We start from the raw sequence: 19,815 nt of genomic DNA, 5'->3' as shown, positions 1-19,815 counted from the left end.
TCATTTTTATCGCCGAACGACCTTTTTCTCCATCATTGAATCCAGACGACAGAAACATCCCCAACAAAAAAATCCGAGCGCATTCTCATCAAGAGTTTCGAATACGCTCGGATTTCCCTTAGCCAAAAAGCTTATTTTTTATAATTCACGCTGTATACATCATGGCGGCGGTCCTTTAGTTGACGGACGGTGCCGGATTGGCGCTGGCGTCGCAGCACTTCGAGGTCGACGTCGCCGATCATGACCATTTCGATGTTCGGGTTTGTTTCTCCGACTATCCCGTCACGTGCGAATTCAAAGTCGGACGGTGCGAAGATGCCAGATTGGGCATATTGGATGTCCATGTTTTCCGTTTGCGGAAGATTTCCGACTGTACCGGAAATGACCGTGTAAATCTGATTTTCCACTGCCCGGGCCTGGGCGCAGTATCTGACGCGGAGATAGCCCTGGCGATCTTCTGTACAGAATGGCGTAAAGATGATCTTCGCCCCTTTATCGGTAGCGATGCGGGCAAGCTCAGGGAATTCGATATCGTAGCAGATTTGGATTGCAATCTTGCCGCAATCGGTATCAAACACACGCACAGAATCTCCAGGGCTGATTCCCCACCATTTCCGTTCGTTCGGTGTGATGTGCACTTTGTACTGCTTCTCGATTGTCCCGTCCCGTCGGAAGAGGTAGGCAATGTTGTAGATTTCATCATTTTCTTCCTTGACGAAGTGGGATCCGCCGATGATATTGACGTTGTAGCGGACGGCAAGATCGGTGAATAATTCGATATAGTCCTCTGTGAAATCCGTCAATCTGCGCACGGCAAGGCTCGGTGATTGAATGTTCAGGAATGACATGAGCTGTGTCGTGAAGATTTCTGGGAACACGACGAAATCCGATTTCGCATCTGAGGCGACATCGGTGAAATATTCAACCTGATTCGCAAATTCTTCAAAGGAATTGATTTTCCGCATCATATATTGAACCACGCAGATCCGTACCGGATAGCTCGTCTTGAAATGACGCTTGCTCGACGGCCGGTAGTCTACGTTATTCCATTCCATTAGGGTCGCATATTTTTGTGAGCGTTTGTCGTCAGGCAGGTAGTTCGGATTGATCCGCATGAGTGTGAAGCCGTTCAGGAGCTGAAACGACAGCACAGGATCGTAAATCTTGTGACGCCCCACTGAATCCACATACTCCCTCGGTGACATTTCGTCCGAGTGTTTATAGTAATTCGGGATCCGCCCCCCGATGATGATACTCTTTAAGTTCCATTTCCGTGCCAGGTCTTTCCTCGCTTCATATAAGCGGTGCCCGACCTTCATCCTGCGGTAATCGGGATGTACCATCACTTCGATCCCATACAGGTTGTAGCCGTCAGGGTTGTGGTTGGTTATGTACCCGTTATCCGTCACATCATCCCACGTATGACGGTCATCGTACTCATCGAAATTGATGATGAGACTTGAGCAGGATGCAATGATCTCACCTTCTAATTCTGCAACAAGCTGTCCTTCGGGAAAAACGTCCAAATGGCTTTCCAGATGTTCCACCTTCCACGGTTCCATCCCGGGAAAGCAGACAGATTGCATAGTGATAATATCTTGAATGTCCTTATGTTCCATCGGACGAATGATCATTTTCTTTTCAAATTGTGATAAGTCCAGTTTTTCTGCCATCTGCTATCTACTCCTTCATCTATTACATCAATGATATACCCTTATCATGCACGGTTGAAACGAAGTTCATGACAGTCCATCCTGTATATTTTAGCAAAACGGGGTACCCGAATTGAAGCAATTTGATTGAACCTGCCAACGTTATCCCCGGATATAGTAGGCAGTCCCTTCCCAAGGATTCAAGGTATATGGACTTTCTTTTTGCCCATCTTCGTTGGTGATCAGTACCTCAGCCCCATCGATATCGAATGAAGCAATCTCATCGATCGTCACGGTTTCACCGGATACATTGCACAGAACGAGGAGTTGATCGTTTCCATACGTTCTCGTATAGGCATAGACAGACGGATGGTCGTGTTCATGCAGTTCGAAGGAACCGTACGGAATGATGGCGAGCTCCTTGCGAAGAGCGATCAATTTCTGATAGTGATAAAAGATGGAATGGGGATCATTCAGTGCTTCTTCTGCATTGATGTCCTTGTAGTTTGGATTGGAGGCAATCCACGGCTTCCCTTCTGTGAAACCGCCGTTCTTTTCGTCACTCCACTGCATAGGAGTCCTTGCATTGTCCCTCCCCTTCGCATAGATGGATGGCAGTATCTCTTCCGGTGAAATGCCTGCTGCAGTCTTTTCACGATACATGTTCAACGTTTCGATATCTTTGTAATCATCAATGGAAGGGAACCGGACATTCGTCATCCCGAGTTCCTCCCCTTGATAAATATAAGGTGTACCCTGCATGAAATGAAGAAGGGTGGCAAGCATTTTTGCTGATTTTTTCCGATACTTCCCGTCATCACCGAGCCTTGATACAATACGGGGCTGATCGTGATTGTTCCAGTACAGGCTGTTCCAACCCTTTCCGTGCAGTTCAGTCTGCCACTTCGTCAGAATCGTTTTTAATTTTACCAGGTCAAATGGGATCACGTCCCACTTCCCTCCTGGGCCGGCGTCTACATCCATATGCTCGAATTGGAACACCATATTCACTTCGTTTCGATCCTCTCCAGTGTAAAGGACGGCTTCATCAGGTGTTACGCCCGGCATTTCCCCGACAGTCATGGCGTCATAATGGGAAAGGACTTCGGTATGCATCTCCTGAAGGAATTCGTGGATGCGGGGCCCGTTCATGAAATACTCATGTCCTGATGCATACCTTTTACCATCAGGGTTGGGGGCATCGGGCAGCCCTGGCACTTTGGAGATGAAATTGATCACATCCATGCGGAATCCGTCTATTCCCTTATCGAGCCAGAATTTCATCATGCTATATATTTCACTGCGGAGAGAAGGGTTCTCCCAATTGAGGTCAGGCTGTTTCTTCGAGAAAAGGTGAAGGAAATATTCTTCCGTCCCTTCATCGTACTCCCAGGCTGATCCGCTGAATACCGATTCCCAGTTATTCGGTTCGGCACCGTCCTTGCCTTCACGCCAAATATAATAATCACGGTAGAGACTGTCTTTCGACTTTTTCGCTTCCACAAACCAGGCGTGCTCATCGGATGAATGGTTCACCACCAGGTCCATGACAAGCTTCATGCCCCGCTTGTGCATTTCATCGAGCATCTCTTCCCAATCCGCCATTGTGCCGAATTCGTCCATGATCTTTTTATAATCACTGATATCATAACCATTGTCGTCGTTCGGAGATTCATAAACAGGCGATAACCAAATCACGTCGACCCCAAGCAACTTCAAATAATCGAGTTTGCCAATGATTCCTCTGATATCCCCGATCCCGTCCCCATTGGAATCCATGAAGCTCCGGGGGTAAATTTGATAAACGACCGACTCTTTCCACCATTGTTTTGTCATATGTATGCCTCCTGAAAATCTGTTTTGCAAACGCTTGCACAAACCGTTAAAAAAAATCAAATCTCCTCTGAAGTATTTCTCATTTTACTTTTATAATCATAGCATACTATAATTTGATAGAATATACCGAAGAAAGGAACTCTATATGAATAAAAAAGCAGATTCCCTTTTATTCCTGGCCTGGGCTGCCTCTCTGATTGCCACATTGGGAAGTTTATATTTCTCTGAAATCATGAAATATGAACCTTGCCTTCTATGCTGGTATCAGCGGATATTGATGTATCCGATGGTCATACTACTGGGCGCGGCATATGTCCGCAAAGACTTTCAAATGGCATTTTATTCTTCTATATTATCCGGGATCGGCCTTCTTTTCTCACTGTATCACTACGCTCTCCAGAAAGTGTCATTCTTGACTGAGAGTGCCCCTACCTGCGGGCGTGTTCCGTGTACAGGGGAATATATCAACGTGCTCGGATTCATCACCATCCCATTTCTTGCACTGACGGGATTCACCATTATTTTCATCACAAGCCTTTTCATTATCAAATCATTAAAGGAGGACAACTAGATTGAAGAAAATCATTATTTTCCTAGTGGTGATCGTCGGGCTGTTCGCAGCCATCGGGATCATCACCAGCATGCAGAATAAGCAAAAAGCAGAAGGCAATATGTTCCAAAAATCAAGTTTGAAACCAGCAACGGTCGAACTGCTTGATGACCCAAACTATCAGAACGTCATCCTGCCGGAAGAATTAGAAGAGAAGCTGTCTAACAAGGAAGATGTGACCGTCTACTTCTACAGTTCCGACTGTATCCATTGTAAGAGAACCACTCCTGTCCTTGCGCCTCTTGCAGATGAAATGGGCGTCGATATGGTTCAGTATAACCTGCTTGAATTTGAACAAGGCTGGGAACAATACGGAATTGAAGCGACCCCTACACTTGTTCATTATGAAAACGGGAAAGAAGTGGAGAGAATAGTCGGGGAGCACCCTGAGGAAGACTTCAAAGCATTCTTCGAAGAGAACGTGAAATCTGAATAAAAAAAAGAGGGGCTGACTTTTCCACGGTCAGCCCCTTTTAAATGAGGAGGAATTTCTAGATGAAGATCGATTCCTATCTTCATGAGTAACTTGTTATAAATCAATTTCCCCTCAACCCTTTGATCTAAACCTATTTTTAAGAATTTTCTGAATGGTATTAAATCAGGAGCTGATTAGCCGCTCTTGAATAGATGCTGAGATTATGTCTGCAATCGGAGTCTTCACTGAATTGATCGAATGACAGTGGGAAAAACATTCCGAACCCCTGAAGGATTTCGGCATTGTGGTAAAACATTTCTTCATACATTTCCTCTCGTGCTCCGCTTTCTACGATCGAAATGACGGTCTGCAAGCTTGAGATGACTTGAAACGCTTCTTTCAGGGTGCCAAAGTATTCAAAATTTCTTGTGGATGTATGTAGCACTTGCATATCATCGAATTGTTCAATTTCATCATCTGTGAAATAATCCGGGAAAATAGTACAATACATATACTGTATTAGCTCTTGGATTTTTTCTTCCTGTTCATGTGTTGATGCTAGTAAGACTTTCACCGTCATAACCCACCTTTGTAATGGTTGTAATCTCTCTGTAATAGATATATTAAGGATAACATAGAAGTAGAACCATCCGCGTGGTAATTATACCCATGAATTGGGTTGAAAAGGTGCAGGGGTAGTCATAAGTACCTATATAATCATTCGATTTTTGTCATATTAAGGAGTTTTTCGATGAAAACAAGGAAAAAAGGCGATCAATTTGAACTAGTCATTCCAGATAAATGGAAAAATGTAACGATTGAAACAATTCTTAGAAATCACTGGCAGGCGCCAAAGAAACTGGTCCACTCCATGCGTATGGATAAGGATGTCAGGGTGAATGGAGAGCCCGTCCCATGGAATGTTCCCCTTGAACCCGGGGACACCCTTCAGCTTCACCTTTTCAAAGAAGCCAAGTACGATGTCACACCGACATATGGTGAATTGAATGTATTATTCGAGGATGAGCACCTCATTGTCGTCAACAAACCTGCCGGGATCGACACGCACCCGAATCATCCCGGGGAAACCGATACGCTCGCAAACCTGGTCGCCTTCCATTTTCAAGCGAATGGAGAAAGCTGCAGGGTGCTTCATATACACCGATTGGATCATGATACGTCAGGTGCGATCGTATTCGCCAAGCACCCGTTAAGTAAAGCGATACTCGATCGCCTGCTTTCTGAGCGGAAAATCAAACGGACGTATCACGCACTTGCCCATGGACGAATCAAGCAAAAGAAAGGCACCATTTCTTCTTCGATCGGCAGGGACAGGCATCACGGTACGAGAAGGAGGGTGTCTCCATCCGGACAGGAAGCCGTCACACACTATAAAGTTCTGGCATATAAAGAGGCCTATACCTTGGTGGAAGTAAAGCTCGACACCGGGCGCACCCATCAAATCCGGGTCCATATGAGTCACTTGGGGCATCCCCTTGCAGGAGACACATTATATGGCGGGAAACCGGTATTTCACAGGCAGGCACTGCATGCTGCCCACATTTCCATCCCCCACCCCTTTACAGAAGAATGGATTGAATGTGATGCCCCTTGTTTGGATGATGTGGGACTTTGAATATGTGTATGACACGAAACAAAAAGAAGAGTGCCGGATGACCCCGGCACTCTTCTTCTATTTCTGTATCATTTCAACCCATTCTTCACAGCTTCTGCAATCTCGATCGTGCGTCGCGTCTGATGTTTGACGGCCGGCTCTACCGACTCGACCATATTGCCCTCTTGATCGACTGTCACGCTCGTTCCGTACGGGTTTCCACCTGAAGTGAAGACTGATTGATCCGTGTAACCCGGAGGTGCAATGATGGCGCCCCAATGCATCATCGTTGTATATAAAGCAAGGATCGTTTGTTCTTGACCGCCATGGGAGTTGCTCGCTGATGAAGTGGCGCTGACGACCTTGTTTGCCAGTTTCCCATTGAACCATAGTCCTCCAGTTGTATCTAGGAATGCTTTCACCTGTGAAGGTACGTTCCCAAATCGGGTCGGAACATTGAAGAGATAGGCGTCAGCCCATTCAAGGTCATCCAATGAAACGACTGGTACGGTATCCTTGGTTTCATTATAGTGCTTTTCCCAGGCTTCGTTCGAAGAGATTGCCGCTTCCGGTGCCGTTTCTTCAAAGCGAAGTAATTTCACCTCTGCACCTGCTTCCTTCGCTGCCTCTTCTGCCCATTTCGCCATTTGATAATTTGTTCCCGTAGAACTGTAATACATGATAGCCAGTTTCACATTAGACATACTCTAAATCTCTCCTTTTCATTTCATTTATATATAAATGGGTAAAACACATCGTCAGTTTGCAGGTAAATCGATCAACATGAACCTGCACATTTCACTTGCGCTTAATGTTAAGGAGGTGATGTCTGTTATGCGTGCCGAGTCTCTCCTCTTCAATTCCACATCTTGGATATTCATTGATCCTTCTAATACAAAGACAAATACTTTTCTGCCCGGTTCCTGACTGAATTCAATTTGTCTCCCTTCAGTCAGTTCTGAAAGGTAGATCGTTAAATCCTGATGGATCCCTGCGACAGTCTTTCCATCCGCATATCGTTTTGACACGACAGGCAGCAATTGATCCTTTAATTCATCGAGGTGAAATTCAGTTTTCTCATAAGAAGGCGGTAAACCGTCTTCTTCAGGGAGGAACCACATCTGCAGAGACCTCACTTCTTCTGTCGGAGAGGGGTTTACTTCCGAATGGACCACCCCGGTTCCGGCTGTCATTCTCTGGATGCCTCCCCAGGTGGTGACGGCCCGTTCCCCTGTACTGTCTTCATGCTGAAGCTGTCCGCTCAGAACAACCGTCACAATCTCCATTTCCTGATGTGGATGGGCACCGAACCCCCTAGAAGGGGCAATGATGTCATCGTTCAGCACCCTCATCGGACCAAAGTTAAGATTATCCGGGTCATAATGATTAGCAAACGAATAGGTGAACCAGCTTTTCAGCCAGCCATGATCTGCTGAATACCTTTCTTCTGCAGGATAACGTTTTATCATGCCTCTATCACCTCAATTTATTAGAATAGCAGGGCGTCCAGCGAAAATGTCCCTGCTCCGATCAATGCCACGCCAAGCGTGACCACAATGAGCATCACATTATATTCTGCACCATTTTGTGTAACCCAATAACCGTTTGGACCGTGAACTTTCAATATGGCAACGATCATAGTACAGATGATGACCAGGGCAGCGAATGGCGTCAGCAAACCGGCTGCGAACAAAAGACCGCCCAAAACTTCTGAAATCCCTGCCATCAGTGCCATCGTTTTACCTGGTTTAATTCCGACAGAATCGAAGAAACCCCCGGTCCCTTCCAATCCATGTCCGCCAAACCAGCCGAATAATTTCTGTGTCCCGTGGGCAGCAAATGTCAATCCCACGACCAAACGGATTATCAATAAACCTAATGCAGCTAAAACCGCCATCTTTCTTCCTCCTTGGTGTTTTCCCATCGAGATGTCTGTTCAAACAATTCAAATTCAATTATTTTAAATTTGATTATCTTTAATTTGAGATATTTGCATAAAAAAAGACAAACCATTATCTCGAAAGTATTTATTTTGAATTCAAGATAATTGTATGACAGCTCCTCACTTTCTGTCAATCATTTTTTACATTTTTTGTACTTTGGATAAAAAATGGGTGGAGGAAATGAAGAGGTCCGTCCCTCAAACAGGGGACGGACCTCTTAACATATATAAATGGATCAAAAATCAAAATTGTCCGGATCCGGACCAAAGCGCTCGTTGAGGTTCAGGTTGTTGATTTGGTTCACTTCTTCTTTTGACAGTTCGAAGTTGAACAGATCAGCATTTTCTTTGATCCGGTTTTCATGAACTGATTTCGGGATGATGATGACGTCGTTTTGCAGATGCCAGCGAAGAATGACTTGCGCTGCTGACTTTCCATGCTTATCTGCAATGTGGTTCAATGTCGGTTCATCAAGCAATCTTCCCTGGGCAATCGGGGACCATGCTTCTACTGCGATATTCTGCGATACACAGTATTCCCGGAGACTTTCCTGATTCAAACGGGGGTGACATTCGATTTGGTTCAGCACTGGCTTTTCATTGCTGTTATTCAGCAGATCTTCGAGATGGTGCTGATGGAAATTACTCACACCGATGGATTTAATCAGCCCTTCGCTGTGTAACCTCTCCATCGCTTTCCATGTTTCTTTGTATCGGGCTTCTACCGGCCAGTGGATGAGATAGAGATCCAAATAATCCATGTCCAGTTTTTTCAGGCTCGTTTCAAATGCCTTCAATGTTGTATCGTAGCCTTGATCACTATTCCACACTTTCGATGTGATGAACAGTTCCTCCCTTGCCACTCCACCTTCTTTCACACCTTGACCCACGCTCTCTTCATTGTCGTAGATCGCTGCTGTATCGATGGAACGGTACCCTGACTCAATCGCTGTTTGAACAGCCTGTACCGTTTCAGACGGATCTTTCATTTGGTAAACTCCTAAACCGACATAAGGAATTTCAATTCCGTTATGTAAAGTTTTCGTGCTTTGTAAGTTTTTCAACATATTGCATCCCTCCTGATTACATATTTTACAAACTTCATATCCAGAATGCTAATTTTATGATTGTAAAGTTTCTGCCTGCCTTCAATCCGGCATGGTCCAATTTCACCATGATTTTAGTGAATAAGTCCTCTCTCAATCAAGGGAAAGCCTGCATTCCCCTGCCCTCCTTGATTTTTTGGCATCAATTATGACAAAAGACGATCCATTTGGCACCCGTACTATTACAAGCTGTAAAAAACTAGTCATTCATATTCATTTTTAACATTCTGTGAAATCATTTACATTTCTTGATAGTGCGCTTTCATTTAATGGTACATCAGTCTTGAGGGACTATTGACCATCCCGGGAAACTTGTCTATACAAGCGTTGACGCTGCTTCACCCCATTAGTATAGTAACGAAGCAAAATAAAAAAACAGGACGAGAGGTGTTACCATGGCACAAGCCAAACAATCCTTGAGAGTTTTCTTTATACTTTCTATTGCAATCATGATCACACTATCGGCTTCACTGACTTCAGCATTCGCAGCAGTCACTCAGCCAGAAGCAGACACTCCTTTAAATAAGGAGAATCTCCAAACGCTTTCTGCAAAGGATGTGAAGAAACTCGATAATGGGGTTCAATTCGATCTGGGAGAATATCAAGCCTTCATTCGTATCTTCTCTAAAGATCTAGTAAAAGTTTCTGTATTAAAAGAAGGACAGAAAGAAGAATACTCTAAAGCCATCGCTAAAAAAGACTGGAAAACGCCACATTTCAAAACCAAAGATGGCAAAGATGTTTATACGATTGAAACAGAGGAGCTTACCATCAAGATCAGTAAATCTCCATTCGGGGTCAAATTTCTTGATAAAGAAGGCAATGTCATCAATGAAGACTATATGAAGAACGGTGCTTCCTCTGGTTACGAAGACGGAAAGCCTTACGTATTCAAAAAAACCGACAAAGGTGAGAATTTCTACGGATTCGGAGAACAGGCCGGATTGAACTTCAACCAGCGCGGTGAAAGCATCGGCATGTGGAACACAGATGCCTATAAATATACGAAAGATACGAAATATGTCTATACGTCAATTCCTTTCTTCATGGGACTGAAAAATGAAAAAGCCTATGGAATCATGTTCGATAACTCTTACCGTTCCTATTATGAAATGGCCAGTGAGTCAGATGACTACTACTACTTCTACGCAAATGGCGGTCCCCTTACATATTACTTCATGTACGGCCCTGACATTTCAAACGTGTTAGATGTCTACACTGAGTTAACCGGTAAAATGAATATGCCTGCCAAATGGTCCCTTGGTTTACATCAAAGTAAATGGGAATATACAGCAGACGAAATTGTCGATGTGGCAAAAACCTATCGTGAAAAAGGAATTCCTGTTGATACGATGCATTTTGACATCGATTATATGGATGGATACCGTGTATTCACGTGGGACGATCAATATAAAGATGCCCTTCAGCAGTTGAAATCAATGGACGGCTTCCATGCGATTGCCATCAATGATCCGGCTGTAAAACAAGATGAAAACTATGAGATGTATCATGAAGGCGTCAAGAATGACTACTTTGCGAAGAATGCGGACGGATCCATGTTCATCGGACCGGTTTGGCCGGGAGATTCGGCATTCCCCGACTTTTCAAAAGAAGAGGTCCGTGATTGGTGGGCATCCAAGCACAACACATTATTCGATGCCGGCATCGACGGAATCTGGAATGATATGAACGAACCTGCCGTGTTCCTTGACGGGCCGGAATTCAATCATACAATGCCGCTTGATTCATATTTCGGAACAGAGGACGATAAAATCCTTCAAACGGAATATCATAACCTTTATGGTCATGATGAGGCAGAAGCAACTTATAATGCTTGGGAAATGTATAAACCAAATCAACGACCATTTGTCCTGACACGTGATATGTTCGCAGGGTCTCAGCGTTATGCTGCACTATGGACTGGTGACAATGCAAGTACATGGGAACACCTGCAAATGTCACTTCCTATGAACATGAACATCGCCCTTTCCGGAGTGGCAAACGTCGGAAATGATATTGGCGGATTCGCTGACCGCCCGGATGCTGAACTATTTGCCCGCTGGATCGAGGTCGGGGCTTTCCTTCCATTCTCCCGCATTCATTATGATTCAGATGCAAAAGCCACCGTCAAACAGGGTCAGGAGCCTTGGGCTTTCGGTCCTGAAGTGGAGGAAATCAGCAAGAAGTACATCGAAATGCGTTATAAGCTTCTACCATACTTATACAACGCATTCCAAGATTCAGCAGAAACAGGCAAGCCGGTTCAACAGCCGCTCGTTTATCATTATCAAAAAGACAAAAACACATATGACATCAACGATCAATTCATGTTCGGAGATTCCATGATGCTTGCACCGGTTGTCGAACAAGGAAGCACAAACCGTGACGTTTACCTTCCTGAAGGTGAAACATGGGTGAACTTCTGGACACAAGAAGAGTATAAAGGTGGACAATCCATCAATGTTGACGCTCCACTCAAGGACCTTCCGATTTTCGTGAAGAAAGATTCCATCATCCCGACCCGGGAAGTGCAGCAATACACAGATGAAAAAGAACTGACAAACCTATTACTGGACACCTATGTAGATGGAAAAGCATCTTACAGCTTCTATGAAGATGACGGAGAGTCGCTGGATCATGAAAATGGAGAATACGATATCACAAACTTCCAAGTTGAAAAGAAACACAACAAAATTGAATTCTACCAATCCATGAAAGCAGACAACTTTGATTCTCATATTGAGCAGTATACATTGAAGCTGAATAACGAAAAAGCTCCAAAGAGAGTTCAGGCACATCACAGAAAATATCACGAAGTTCCTTCAATGGACGAAATGACCGAAACAAAGCGTTCTTACTTCTACGACAAAAAAACCAAAACCCTTTACGTCAACATCCCTGCTGACGAAGGAAAAAAAGTTCAGATCAAATTCTGATCAATCTATAAAAAAGGATCCGGCCTTCATGTCCGGATCCTTTTTTCATACCATGTACAGGAAAGGTCCGTCCCTCCATTTCGAGGGACGGACCTTTATGAATTCAGAGGCCGATGAATTGTTCCCTTCGCTTTCCAATGAAGGCAAGCTTATGGAGCGGGCGTGTCATGGCTACGTATTGGAGCTTGATATCCAATTCATTCTTCGGGTTGAATGCTTCATCCACCGCTGCGATGATCACGACATCAAATTCCAGCCCTTTTGAAAGATAGGATGGGACCACAACGATTTGGTCTTTCGGGATCGATTCCTTTTCTTCCAGCAGCTTGACGCTTCCCGGCCGCCGGTGCGAGAGCATCTCACTGATTTGTACACAATCTTTCATGCTCTTTCCGATGACGGCGAAGGTATGGAAACCTTCTTTCCTGCCTGCTTCCACTTTTTCCTCGATGTTGGCTGCCAGTGTTTCAAGATCCGCATATTCTTCATACGTCGGGACATCCCCGTGCCTTACCACCGGGTTCACTTTCGGAAAATCATAAGGTAAAAGACTAAGAAGTTCATTGGCTTCCTCCATAATTTCAATCGTCGTCCGGTAGCTTTTTTGAAGCTCGGTATACGTCGCCCGGGGAAAGATATCACGATAGACAAGCTCCCAGGACTGAAGCCCCCGATAGGAGTGAATGCCCTGGGCAAGATCGCCGACCAGTGTAAACATATCGGTTTCCAATGCCTTCTTTAAGGAATAAAGCTGCATATAACTATAATCCTGCGCTTCATCGATGACGATATTTTTCGCTTTATAATATTTATCAATGCCGAATAAGTGGGATTGTAAGTATAGAAGAATCGCCAGATCCTCGACTTCATACTTCTTTTTCTTGGCGTATTTCAGCGTATAATGACAAAGCTGCTCCGCCTGATCCCTGCTGAGGTCCCCCTTCGAGTACGATACAAGGCGTTCCGGATCAGAGAATAATTCAATGAAGTACTGATCCAGACTCTTCTTCTCAAACTGTCTCATGTACCCATTGACGCTTGTACGGATCGCTTTTTTGATCTCGATTACCCGTTCAGTTTTCTTATCCAGAGCCTTTGACACGTATTCCTTCCGGTTTCCTGCCTTTGAACGTTCAAACAAAGCCGTTTCGATCCGTTCATCGAAGAACTTCTCCACCTTCTCCACCATCTGTTTCTTGTTCGAACGGACATAGCTTTGAAGAAGGGATTTAAGCTTCTCAATCCTGCGATAAATCGGCATATACGTATATTCTTCTTTAAAAAGATGAGTGAACCTCTTGGCGGTATATAGCTTATATTTATCAACATAGAAGTCTTTCGATGTATAAAAACGCTGTTCGATTTCCTCGAGATAATCATCCAGGATTCGCCTGAATGCCTTGGATCCTTTGAAGCCTGAAATCCAGGAAGCGATCTTTACCTCTTCATCATGGGCTTCAATCAATTTTATGAGCTTGTCGTCCTGAACTAAAGACAGACTCTTTTCTAAACAGGTCATCACGTAATCGGTAAAAGTAGTCTGTCTTACCCGCTCGACTCCGAGCTCCGGCAGCGCTTCTGAAATGTAATCAATGAACAGATTACTCGGTGCCAGAATCATCAGTTGACTCGGATCGAAATATTGTTTGTAGTTATAAATAAAGTAAGAAATCCGATGAAGGGCAATGGTGGTCTTTCCACTTCCGGCAGCCCCCTGCACAATGATCGGCTTATTTAAATCGGCACGGATGATCCGGTTTTGTTCCTCCTGGATCGTGGAAATGATCTCGGTTAACCGATTACTGGAGCTTTTGGCTAAAGAATCCTGAAGCAATTCATCCGTCGTGGTCAAATCAATATCGCGGATTTCCTCCAGAAGGCCATCCTCGACCATGTATTGACGCTTGAGTGACAAGTCTCCTTCATACGTCTCATCTTCAGCCTCATACGATACATCGCCGATCCTTCCTTCGTAATACAGATTCGCGATGGGAGACCGCCAGTCCACGATGATTTGTTCTTGATTCTCCCGCTGATACAGGGAGGTCTTCCCGATATAGTGCTTCTCCACCTTATCCGAACCCTCATGCTGGAAATCAATCCGTGCAAAATACGGCTTCGACTTTGCTTTCGTAAGCGACTCCAATTCTTCTTTGGACATCTCAAAAAAGCTTGAGTTCGTCAAGATATCGATGTAGGCAGCACTGGACTCGCCCCAATCAATATCTCCAAAAGCTTTTTCCATGTTTTCCTTATACTTTTCCTTACTCGTCTGGGATGTATCAATCACAACGTCGATGTAACGTTTCGTGAACGCTAACCGTTCAGATTCAATTTTAAAATCGGGATGATGGTTCGATTCCTTCGTCATACATTTCTCCTTCCAAATGTTTTAGCCGCAATGGAGAAAAAAACATCCTGTCACTTCCATAAAGGTAACGACGCTCTATGGATAAACAGAACTAAATAGACATATCGAAATCTGTAAAAATTATGTAGGCGTTTAGGAGCAGGAATATATATTATCAGATAATTAAGGAAAGTTCAATAAGAAAAGCGCAGGCGGCTTGGGAGCCCCGACAAGCACAACTGGGAAATCCCAAAAGGCGCTCTTTGCCTTATGGGATTTATCCGTTGTGACCTCGAGGGGCTAGCCGCCGGAGCTGGACAATCGAAATGCGCAGGCGGCTTGGGCAGCCCCGACAAGTACAACTGGGAAATCCCCAAAGGCGCTCTTTGCCTTATGGGATTTATCCGTTGTGACCTCGAGGGGCTAGCCGCCGGAGCTGGACAATCGAAATGCGCAGGCGGCTTGGGCAGCCCCGACAAGTACAACTGGGAAATCCCCAAAGGCGCTCTTTGCCTTATGGGATTTATCCGTTGTGACCTCGAGGGGCTAGCCGCCGGAGCTGGACAATCGAAATGCGCAGGCGGCTGATCAGGAACGCAGAAAAAACCTTCACCTAAAAAGATGAAGGTTTTTCAACTCAATTAAGAGGAAACACGATATGAAAGCTTGTTCCTTTCGATACCCTGCTTTCAACCGAAATGCTTCCCCCCATGGCTTCAATGATCCGATAGGACACCATGAGACCAAGGCCTGTCCCTTTTTCCTTTGTGGAAAAGTATGGTTCACCAAGCCGGGCTTTTTGTTCAGGTGTCATGCCCATGCCCGTGTCTTTGATGAGAAGGTGGACGTTCCCCTTCCTCACCTCAGAGCCGATGGTGAGTTCTCCTCCTTCAGGCATGGATTCAATGGCGTTTTTGATGATGTTCAGAAACGCCTGCTGAAAACTTCTCGTGTTCCCGAGAATCGTCGCATCGTCGATTTGCTTTTGGACCAGCACCGATTGTTGATTGCTTAAGGGCTCGACCATATCGGCAAGCTTATGGAGCTGTTCGGCGATGGAGATGCTTTCCACCTGCTCCGGGTCGGGCTTCGCAAATGTCAGGTAATCATCGATGATTTCTTCAGCCCGGTTCAACTCAGATGAAGCGATTTTCAAATATTGTTCTTTCTTTCCAGGCGGAAGATTGTCCTGATTCAGGAGCCTTAAGAACCCTTTAATCACCGTCAAAGGATTCTTGACCTCATGGGAAATGCTTGCCGCCAATTGGGACAGCACTTCCATCTTTTCTATCTTTACTAGTGCTTGCTTGATTTGCATCTGCTTTAACAGTGTTTCGCTTATGTATGTAAGAATGAGCATCCCGACTGAAGGCAGTAAGATGAAATTGATGAAATAGCTTTTATCGATAACAAAAACCGTCATCGCCTTCGCAATTAAGGCAGCAAGGATCGAGTGCACCGTAAATAGCACCACTGAAAACAGTATTTTGTTGCGGCTTGCAAGCATGGAAAAACGGAACCATTTCATGGCTGCGACGGTCAGGACAAAAATAACAACGTAGATGACGAATGCCACAGCGCTCCAGCTGTAGATCATTGTCCTTGATACCAATAATACAACCAGCAGGGCAAACCCTGTGACTGGGCCACTGTACAAGATACCGAGAACAAACGGGATCATCCGCAAATCATGGACGCAATACTGGTTTTGATAAATCGGCGACAGCATGCACAGGATGATGGCAATACTGAATGATACAAATGTGGCTGCCCTCGCATACCATTGGTGCAATCGAATTTTTTCAACAAGGAAAAAAATGAAAAATATACTTAAAATGATATAAAAAAAGTTATTGATTACATCCTGATTAAAGATCATCTTCGTACCCTTTGGCCTTTCAAAAAATTGTCCCCACGATTGAAATTTTACCATATTAAAGCACAAACCGTTACAGAAAAATGTATTTTCATCCATACAAAATAAGTTGACTCCCCGGCATCTGATACCGGGGAGTCAACTCTCACACCCTATTCAAACGTTGTCCAAGATGTTTAGCCAATTCCAGCATGCCATACCGTCCATATTCCACTTCGGCATCCCTGTTATAATTCGTATTGGTATTCACATCATATGTGTACTTGGTGCCTTCTTGATCCTCGATGAATTCTATCCCGGCCACATCGATCCCATTTTCTTGCAAAAACGCTTCATATCTTTGGATGATCGCGTCAGAATACCCATCCCTGATTTGAAATTTGGGCTTTTCCTCCCTCTCTCCAGACGGGCAGAATAAATCATCCACCTGGCACACGTCTGCAGGACATAATTCGAAACCTTTGGAGGTGTCCACTTTGACAGCATAGACAAACTTCCCTCCAATGAATTCACATCGGGTAATCGACGCATCCGGGGATTCAATATATTGCTGGATCAAGGTCGTGCCGTCCAATGGCTCTTCGAAATCATCACTGTCGACATACGCCTTCAAGGCTTCAACAGAATGAAACAGCCGTACGCCAAGACCTTTTCCTGCCCGGTTATGCTTTGTAATAAATGATGTTTCACTGAGTTTCTCTGCCGCCTCGATGATTTGCTTTTTCCCTACGGCTGCAATCGTTTTCGGCGTCTTGATCCCTGACGCGTTCAACGCCATGTACTGGTTCACCTTGCTTACTTCCAACCGCAGTGCCCGGCTCCCGTTCAAGACGGTCCGTCCATGCCGCTCCAGCCAGGAAAGGACACTTTCCGTCAACTCAGGTGCGAAGCGGTGGTTCCGGGTATGGGAAGAAGCACTGATGCGATTATAATATATCCCTTCCGGCGGCTCTTCAGATAAATTAACGATTCCCTGATCCAGGAACCATTCCTCGTACGGAAGCTGAAGCTCGTCCAGACGTGCGGTTAAGTGCCGCGTCCATTCATTGTTTTCATGTATGATATGAATTTTTTTCACGGTTTCGACCCCTTTGTCCATAAAATGAAATAAAACCCCTTTAACACAAAGTAATCCTACTATAAAAGTAGGATTTAGGTCAATTTCTGGATTCACTTCAGTTTTCTGTCTGATCTCATCTGGATCTTCATCCCGCTCTTTGGCAGGTGATCACCCGGCTTCAGTAATGACTGATTATCCTCGCCCTTACCATCATCCTTTAAAATATCCCTGATTTCCTGCAGCACTTCCAGGTTGGTCGTCTGCTTTACCTTGTACGGCTGTGCTCCTCCTTTAAGATGATTCACCACTTTGATCATCAGAAAAATACTCATGGCCACCAGCAAAAAGTCAACCAATGCACTGAGGAACTTCCCCACTTCAATCACCTCTGCCCCTATCCGAAGATGGATTCCTTCGAAGTTTATCCCGCCAAACAGGATGCCGATTGCAGGCATCATAAAGTCCTGCACAAGCGACTCAACAATTTTGCTGAATGCGGATCCGATGATGACGGCAATCGCTAATTCGAAAACATTCCCCCTTGAAATAAACTGTTTGAATTCTGACCACATCTCCCATTCACCTGCCACTTCATTACTCCTAACATATGGCAGAAACCAAGGGGATATGAAGACAAGAATAAAAACAGACTAAAAGAACTTTCCGATGAGGGCCATTAACATGATCACTGCAACGATTCCCATCACAACGATCAGAATCTTTTCTTCCTTGTCTCCCAACATGTCTCTTCGCCTCCTTTTATCAAAATTACACACTGCTCCGTTCAAACAGCACCGTCTCCAAAATGACAGGGTTAGGATTGTCCCTTTCGAGAAATAGTCTAAAGGATTCTTCCCCCATCTTCCGAATCGGCACTTCAAAGGATGTGATATCCAGCGCATCAGCAATCGGGTGATTATCAAAACTCAAGACAGCCAGATCTTCCGGTATCCTTATCCCTCTTTTCCCTGCCTCTGCGATGATGCCGGACGCTACTTGATCGCTCGTTGCGATGATGGCAGTTGGCCTTTCTTTCAGCTGTGCCCACGTCCTGACCACATTCCGTCCATCCTGCAAATCGTAGCATTCATTGAAGATCCACTCGCTTCTGGCACTTTCAGACGCTGACTCCAGGCTGTCGTGAAAGCCACGGATCCGCTCTTCACTATTTGTACCGAATGTCCGGTGCAGGCAAAGTCCGATCCTGGTATGACCTTTTGAATGAAGGTAATCCACCCCATCCCGAATACCCTTGTAATGATTGATGAACACCTTTTTACACATTGGCTCGTGAATATTTTCACACATCACCACATCCGGTCCTATGTAAGGTGTAAGCACATCAATCGGATTCGACCTCGACGTGAGAATCAATCCGTCCACTTCCTTCATCTTCAGCCGGTGAAAAGCTTCCAGCTCAGCCCCTCGATCGTAATTTGTTTGAAAGAGCTGAACATGATAGCCATGCTTCAACGCTTCCCCTGCGATCCCCTGCAGGATTTCCCCGAAGTATGGAAGGTTCAAATACGGCAACACAACACCGATGCTGTACGTTTTCCCTTTTGATAAATGAACCGCATTCGCGTTTTTTATATAATTTAATTGCTCAACTGCCTCCAGAACCTTCTGACGTTTCTCCTCTTTCACATACGGATGCTCATTCAACACCCGCGAAACAGTGGAAACGGAAACCCCGGCGAGCTTGGCGATGCTCCGGATATTCGTCATATCCATTCCCCCTTTTTTTATAAAAAAAGCCCTTGCCATGAAACGCGTTTCACAGTTTACAGTAGATCATGCAAGGGGGCACAGTGCTTTCCCCCTGTGATCTGAGAAGGAGGCTGTCACAATGCTAGGTATTTTATGTTTACCCATTCTTTGCTTCATCATCGTCGGAGGGAGCTATGCCGCATTAAAGCCTATCAATTTCTATACTCCCCGCGATCAGGATGATTCACTGGAGCAGGTTGTTTTCAACTTTCGCGACTACTCTTGACCTACCCATTTCATGGCCCAGTCCTGGACTGCATCCATCACCGGCTTCAGTTCCATCCCTTTATCCGTCAAACTGTATAAAACCTTGACCGGCTTCCCGTCCACCACATCCCGGTGGACGATGCCGGCCTCTTCCAGTTCCTTCAATCTGTCAGTCAGCACCTTCTGACTGATATTCGGAATCTTCCCATGTAAATCTTTAAACCGGCACTCACCGTCAAATAAAACTTTTATCATCAACCCGATCCACCGCTTTCCCAACAATTCAAAAGCAGAAGCATATTTCGGACAAAGTTTTGTTTCCATTTCATACAACACATCCTAAATCGTTATCACTTGACGCAAAATAAAACGTCGGTTATATTGTTCATATTGTAACCTAACTTACAAAAAGTAAGTAACTAATCTTTATATACCATATT

At 44.9% G+C, this 19,815-nt stretch carries 18 protein-coding genes; 5 read left to right on the top strand and 13 right to left on the bottom strand.

Annotated features, from left to right (window positions below; translation table 11 throughout):
• Positions 1 to 131 precede the first annotated feature (131 nt).
• Entirely contained in the window at positions 132 to 1,673 is a 1,542-nt protein-coding gene (locus KH172YL63_RS05185) for a bifunctional GNAT family N-acetyltransferase/carbon-nitrogen hydrolase family protein (RefSeq protein ID WP_173105101.1), read from the bottom strand.
• A gap of 141 nt (positions 1,674 to 1,814) precedes the next feature.
• Positions 1,815 to 3,488 (bottom strand): glycoside hydrolase family 13 protein, encoded by a 1,674-nt coding sequence (locus KH172YL63_RS05180; protein ID WP_173105100.1) that lies wholly within the window; start codon positions 3,486 to 3,488, stop codon positions 1,815 to 1,817.
• A 145-nt stretch (positions 3,489 to 3,633) separates the two neighbouring features.
• On the opposite strand from KH172YL63_RS05180, the gene KH172YL63_RS05175 reads away from it, so the two are divergent.
• Together KH172YL63_RS05175 and KH172YL63_RS05170 are read left to right on the top strand one after the other, a co-directional pair.
• Positions 3,634 to 4,059: a disulfide oxidoreductase gene (locus tag KH172YL63_RS05175; RefSeq protein WP_173105099.1), complete on the top strand. Its 426-nt coding sequence runs from the start codon at positions 3,634 to 3,636 to the stop codon at positions 4,057 to 4,059.
• A 1-nt stretch (position 4,060) separates the two neighbouring features.
• A complete protein-coding gene (locus KH172YL63_RS05170; RefSeq protein ID WP_173105098.1) occupies positions 4,061 to 4,534 on the top strand; it encodes a thioredoxin family protein in 474 nt (157 codons plus the stop codon).
• 157 nt (positions 4,535 to 4,691) lie between these two features.
• Here KH172YL63_RS05170 and KH172YL63_RS05165 read toward each other — a convergent pair whose 3' ends face one another.
• Positions 4,692 to 5,093 carry a YhcU family protein gene (locus tag KH172YL63_RS05165; protein WP_232066126.1) on the bottom strand — a complete coding sequence of 134 codons (402 nt, stop codon included), beginning with the start codon at positions 5,091 to 5,093 and terminating at the stop codon, positions 4,692 to 4,694.
• A gap of 171 nt (positions 5,094 to 5,264) precedes the next feature.
• Here KH172YL63_RS05165 and KH172YL63_RS05160 point away from each other — a divergent pair, with 171 nt between their 5' ends.
• A complete protein-coding gene (locus KH172YL63_RS05160) occupies positions 5,265 to 6,149 on the top strand; it encodes an RluA family pseudouridine synthase (RefSeq protein WP_173105096.1) in 885 nt (294 codons plus the stop codon).
• 68 nt (positions 6,150 to 6,217) lie between these two features.
• Here KH172YL63_RS05160 and wrbA read toward each other — a convergent pair whose 3' ends face one another.
• From wrbA to KH172YL63_RS05140, 4 genes are all read right to left on the bottom strand, one after another.
• The gene (gene wrbA, locus KH172YL63_RS05155) at positions 6,218 to 6,832 is read right to left on the bottom strand and encodes an NAD(P)H:quinone oxidoreductase (protein WP_173105095.1); all 615 of its coding nucleotides are present in this window, start codon (positions 6,830 to 6,832) and stop codon (positions 6,218 to 6,220) included.
• Positions 6,833 to 6,886: 54 nt separating this feature from the next.
• Positions 6,887 to 7,597 (bottom strand): pirin family protein, encoded by a 711-nt coding sequence (locus tag KH172YL63_RS05150; protein ID WP_173105094.1) that lies wholly within the window; start codon positions 7,595 to 7,597, stop codon positions 6,887 to 6,889.
• Between the two features lie 20 nt (positions 7,598 to 7,617).
• Positions 7,618 to 8,025 carry a DoxX family protein gene (locus KH172YL63_RS05145; protein WP_173105093.1) on the bottom strand — a complete coding sequence of 136 codons (408 nt, stop codon included), beginning with the start codon at positions 8,023 to 8,025 and terminating at the stop codon, positions 7,618 to 7,620.
• A gap of 281 nt (positions 8,026 to 8,306) precedes the next feature.
• On the bottom strand, positions 8,307 to 9,137 hold the full coding sequence (locus KH172YL63_RS05140) for an aldo/keto reductase (RefSeq protein WP_173105092.1): 831 nt from the start codon (positions 9,135 to 9,137) through the stop codon (positions 8,307 to 8,309).
• Between the two features lie 434 nt (positions 9,138 to 9,571).
• On the opposite strand from KH172YL63_RS05140, the gene KH172YL63_RS05135 reads away from it, so the two are divergent.
• A complete protein-coding gene (locus KH172YL63_RS05135) occupies positions 9,572 to 12,112 on the top strand; it encodes a glycoside hydrolase family 31 protein (RefSeq protein WP_173105091.1) in 2,541 nt (846 codons plus the stop codon).
• Positions 12,113 to 12,215: 103 nt separating this feature from the next.
• On the opposite strand, the gene helD is transcribed toward KH172YL63_RS05135, so the two are convergent.
• From helD to KH172YL63_RS05110, 5 genes are all read right to left on the bottom strand, one after another.
• The gene (gene helD / locus KH172YL63_RS05130; RefSeq protein ID WP_173105090.1) at positions 12,216 to 14,483 is read right to left on the bottom strand and encodes an RNA polymerase recycling motor HelD; all 2,268 of its coding nucleotides are present in this window, start codon (positions 14,481 to 14,483) and stop codon (positions 12,216 to 12,218) included.
• Positions 14,484 to 15,099: 616 nt separating this feature from the next.
• The gene (locus KH172YL63_RS05125; protein WP_173105089.1) at positions 15,100 to 16,341 is read right to left on the bottom strand and encodes a sensor histidine kinase; all 1,242 of its coding nucleotides are present in this window, start codon (positions 16,339 to 16,341) and stop codon (positions 15,100 to 15,102) included.
• Between the two features lie 142 nt (positions 16,342 to 16,483).
• Complete coding sequence (locus KH172YL63_RS05120; RefSeq protein ID WP_173105088.1) at positions 16,484 to 17,416, bottom strand: ATP-grasp domain-containing protein; 933 nt, start codon at positions 17,414 to 17,416, stop codon at positions 16,484 to 16,486.
• Positions 17,417 to 17,508: 92 nt separating this feature from the next.
• Positions 17,509 to 17,988 (bottom strand): large conductance mechanosensitive channel protein MscL, encoded by a 480-nt coding sequence (gene mscL / locus KH172YL63_RS05115; RefSeq protein WP_332066923.1) that lies wholly within the window; start codon positions 17,986 to 17,988, stop codon positions 17,509 to 17,511.
• 178 nt (positions 17,989 to 18,166) lie between these two features.
• Positions 18,167 to 19,126 (bottom strand): LacI family DNA-binding transcriptional regulator, encoded by a 960-nt coding sequence (locus tag KH172YL63_RS05110; RefSeq protein ID WP_173105087.1) that lies wholly within the window; start codon positions 19,124 to 19,126, stop codon positions 18,167 to 18,169.
• Positions 19,127 to 19,247: 121 nt separating this feature from the next.
• Here KH172YL63_RS05110 and KH172YL63_RS05105 point away from each other — a divergent pair, with 121 nt between their 5' ends.
• Positions 19,248 to 19,394 carry a hypothetical protein gene (locus KH172YL63_RS05105; protein WP_173104246.1) on the top strand — a complete coding sequence of 49 codons (147 nt, stop codon included), beginning with the start codon at positions 19,248 to 19,250 and terminating at the stop codon, positions 19,392 to 19,394.
• Here the strand turns inward: KH172YL63_RS05105 and KH172YL63_RS05100 are convergent.
• Complete coding sequence (locus KH172YL63_RS05100) at positions 19,385 to 19,699, bottom strand: winged helix-turn-helix transcriptional regulator (RefSeq protein ID WP_173105086.1); 315 nt, start codon at positions 19,697 to 19,699, stop codon at positions 19,385 to 19,387. The two genes, KH172YL63_RS05105 and KH172YL63_RS05100, sit on opposite strands and share 10 nt — an antisense overlap.
• Between the last annotated feature and the right edge of the window lie 116 nt (positions 19,700 to 19,815).

Source organism: Bacillus sp. KH172YL63 (assembly GCF_011398925.1).
In the GTDB taxonomy this organism is placed as follows: Bacteria; Bacillota; Bacilli; order Bacillales; family Bacillaceae_B; genus Rossellomorea.
This window is presented reverse-complemented; position numbering and strand designations above follow the sequence as displayed.

Bases quoted from the DNA above. Each gene is read 5' to 3' on its own strand.
- KH172YL63_RS05185 (WP_173105101.1), bottom strand. From the start codon at position 1,673: ATGGCAGAAAAACTGGACTTATCACAATTTGAAAAGAAAATGATCATT.
- KH172YL63_RS05180 (WP_173105100.1), bottom strand. From the start codon at position 3,488: ATGACAAAACAATGGTGGAAAGAGTCGGTCGTTTATCAAATTTACCCC.
- KH172YL63_RS05175 (WP_173105099.1), top strand. From the start codon at position 3,634: ATGAATAAAAAAGCAGATTCCCTTTTATTCCTGGCCTGGGCTGCCTCT.
- KH172YL63_RS05165 (WP_232066126.1), bottom strand. From the start codon at position 5,093: ATGACGGTGAAAGTCTTACTAGCATCAACACATGAACAGGAAGAAAAA.
- KH172YL63_RS05160 (WP_173105096.1), top strand. From the start codon at position 5,265: ATGAAAACAAGGAAAAAAGGCGATCAATTTGAACTAGTCATTCCAGAT.
- wrbA (WP_173105095.1), bottom strand. From the start codon at position 6,832: ATGTCTAATGTGAAACTGGCTATCATGTATTACAGTTCTACGGGAACA.
- KH172YL63_RS05150 (WP_173105094.1), bottom strand. From the start codon at position 7,597: ATGATAAAACGTTATCCTGCAGAAGAAAGGTATTCAGCAGATCATGGC.
- KH172YL63_RS05145 (WP_173105093.1), bottom strand. From the start codon at position 8,025: ATGGCGGTTTTAGCTGCATTAGGTTTATTGATAATCCGTTTGGTCGTG.
- KH172YL63_RS05140 (WP_173105092.1), bottom strand. From the start codon at position 9,137: ATGTTGAAAAACTTACAAAGCACGAAAACTTTACATAACGGAATTGAA.
- KH172YL63_RS05135 (WP_173105091.1), top strand. From the start codon at position 9,572: ATGGCACAAGCCAAACAATCCTTGAGAGTTTTCTTTATACTTTCTATT.
- helD (WP_173105090.1), bottom strand. From the start codon at position 14,483: ATGACGAAGGAATCGAACCATCATCCCGATTTTAAAATTGAATCTGAA.
- KH172YL63_RS05125 (WP_173105089.1), bottom strand. From the start codon at position 16,341: ATGATCTTTAATCAGGATGTAATCAATAACTTTTTTTATATCATTTTA.
- KH172YL63_RS05110 (WP_173105087.1), bottom strand. From the start codon at position 19,126: ATGACGAATATCCGGAGCATCGCCAAGCTCGCCGGGGTTTCCGTTTCC.
- KH172YL63_RS05105 (WP_173104246.1), top strand. From the start codon at position 19,248: ATGCTAGGTATTTTATGTTTACCCATTCTTTGCTTCATCATCGTCGGA.
- KH172YL63_RS05100 (WP_173105086.1), bottom strand. From the start codon at position 19,699: ATGGAAACAAAACTTTGTCCGAAATATGCTTCTGCTTTTGAATTGTTG.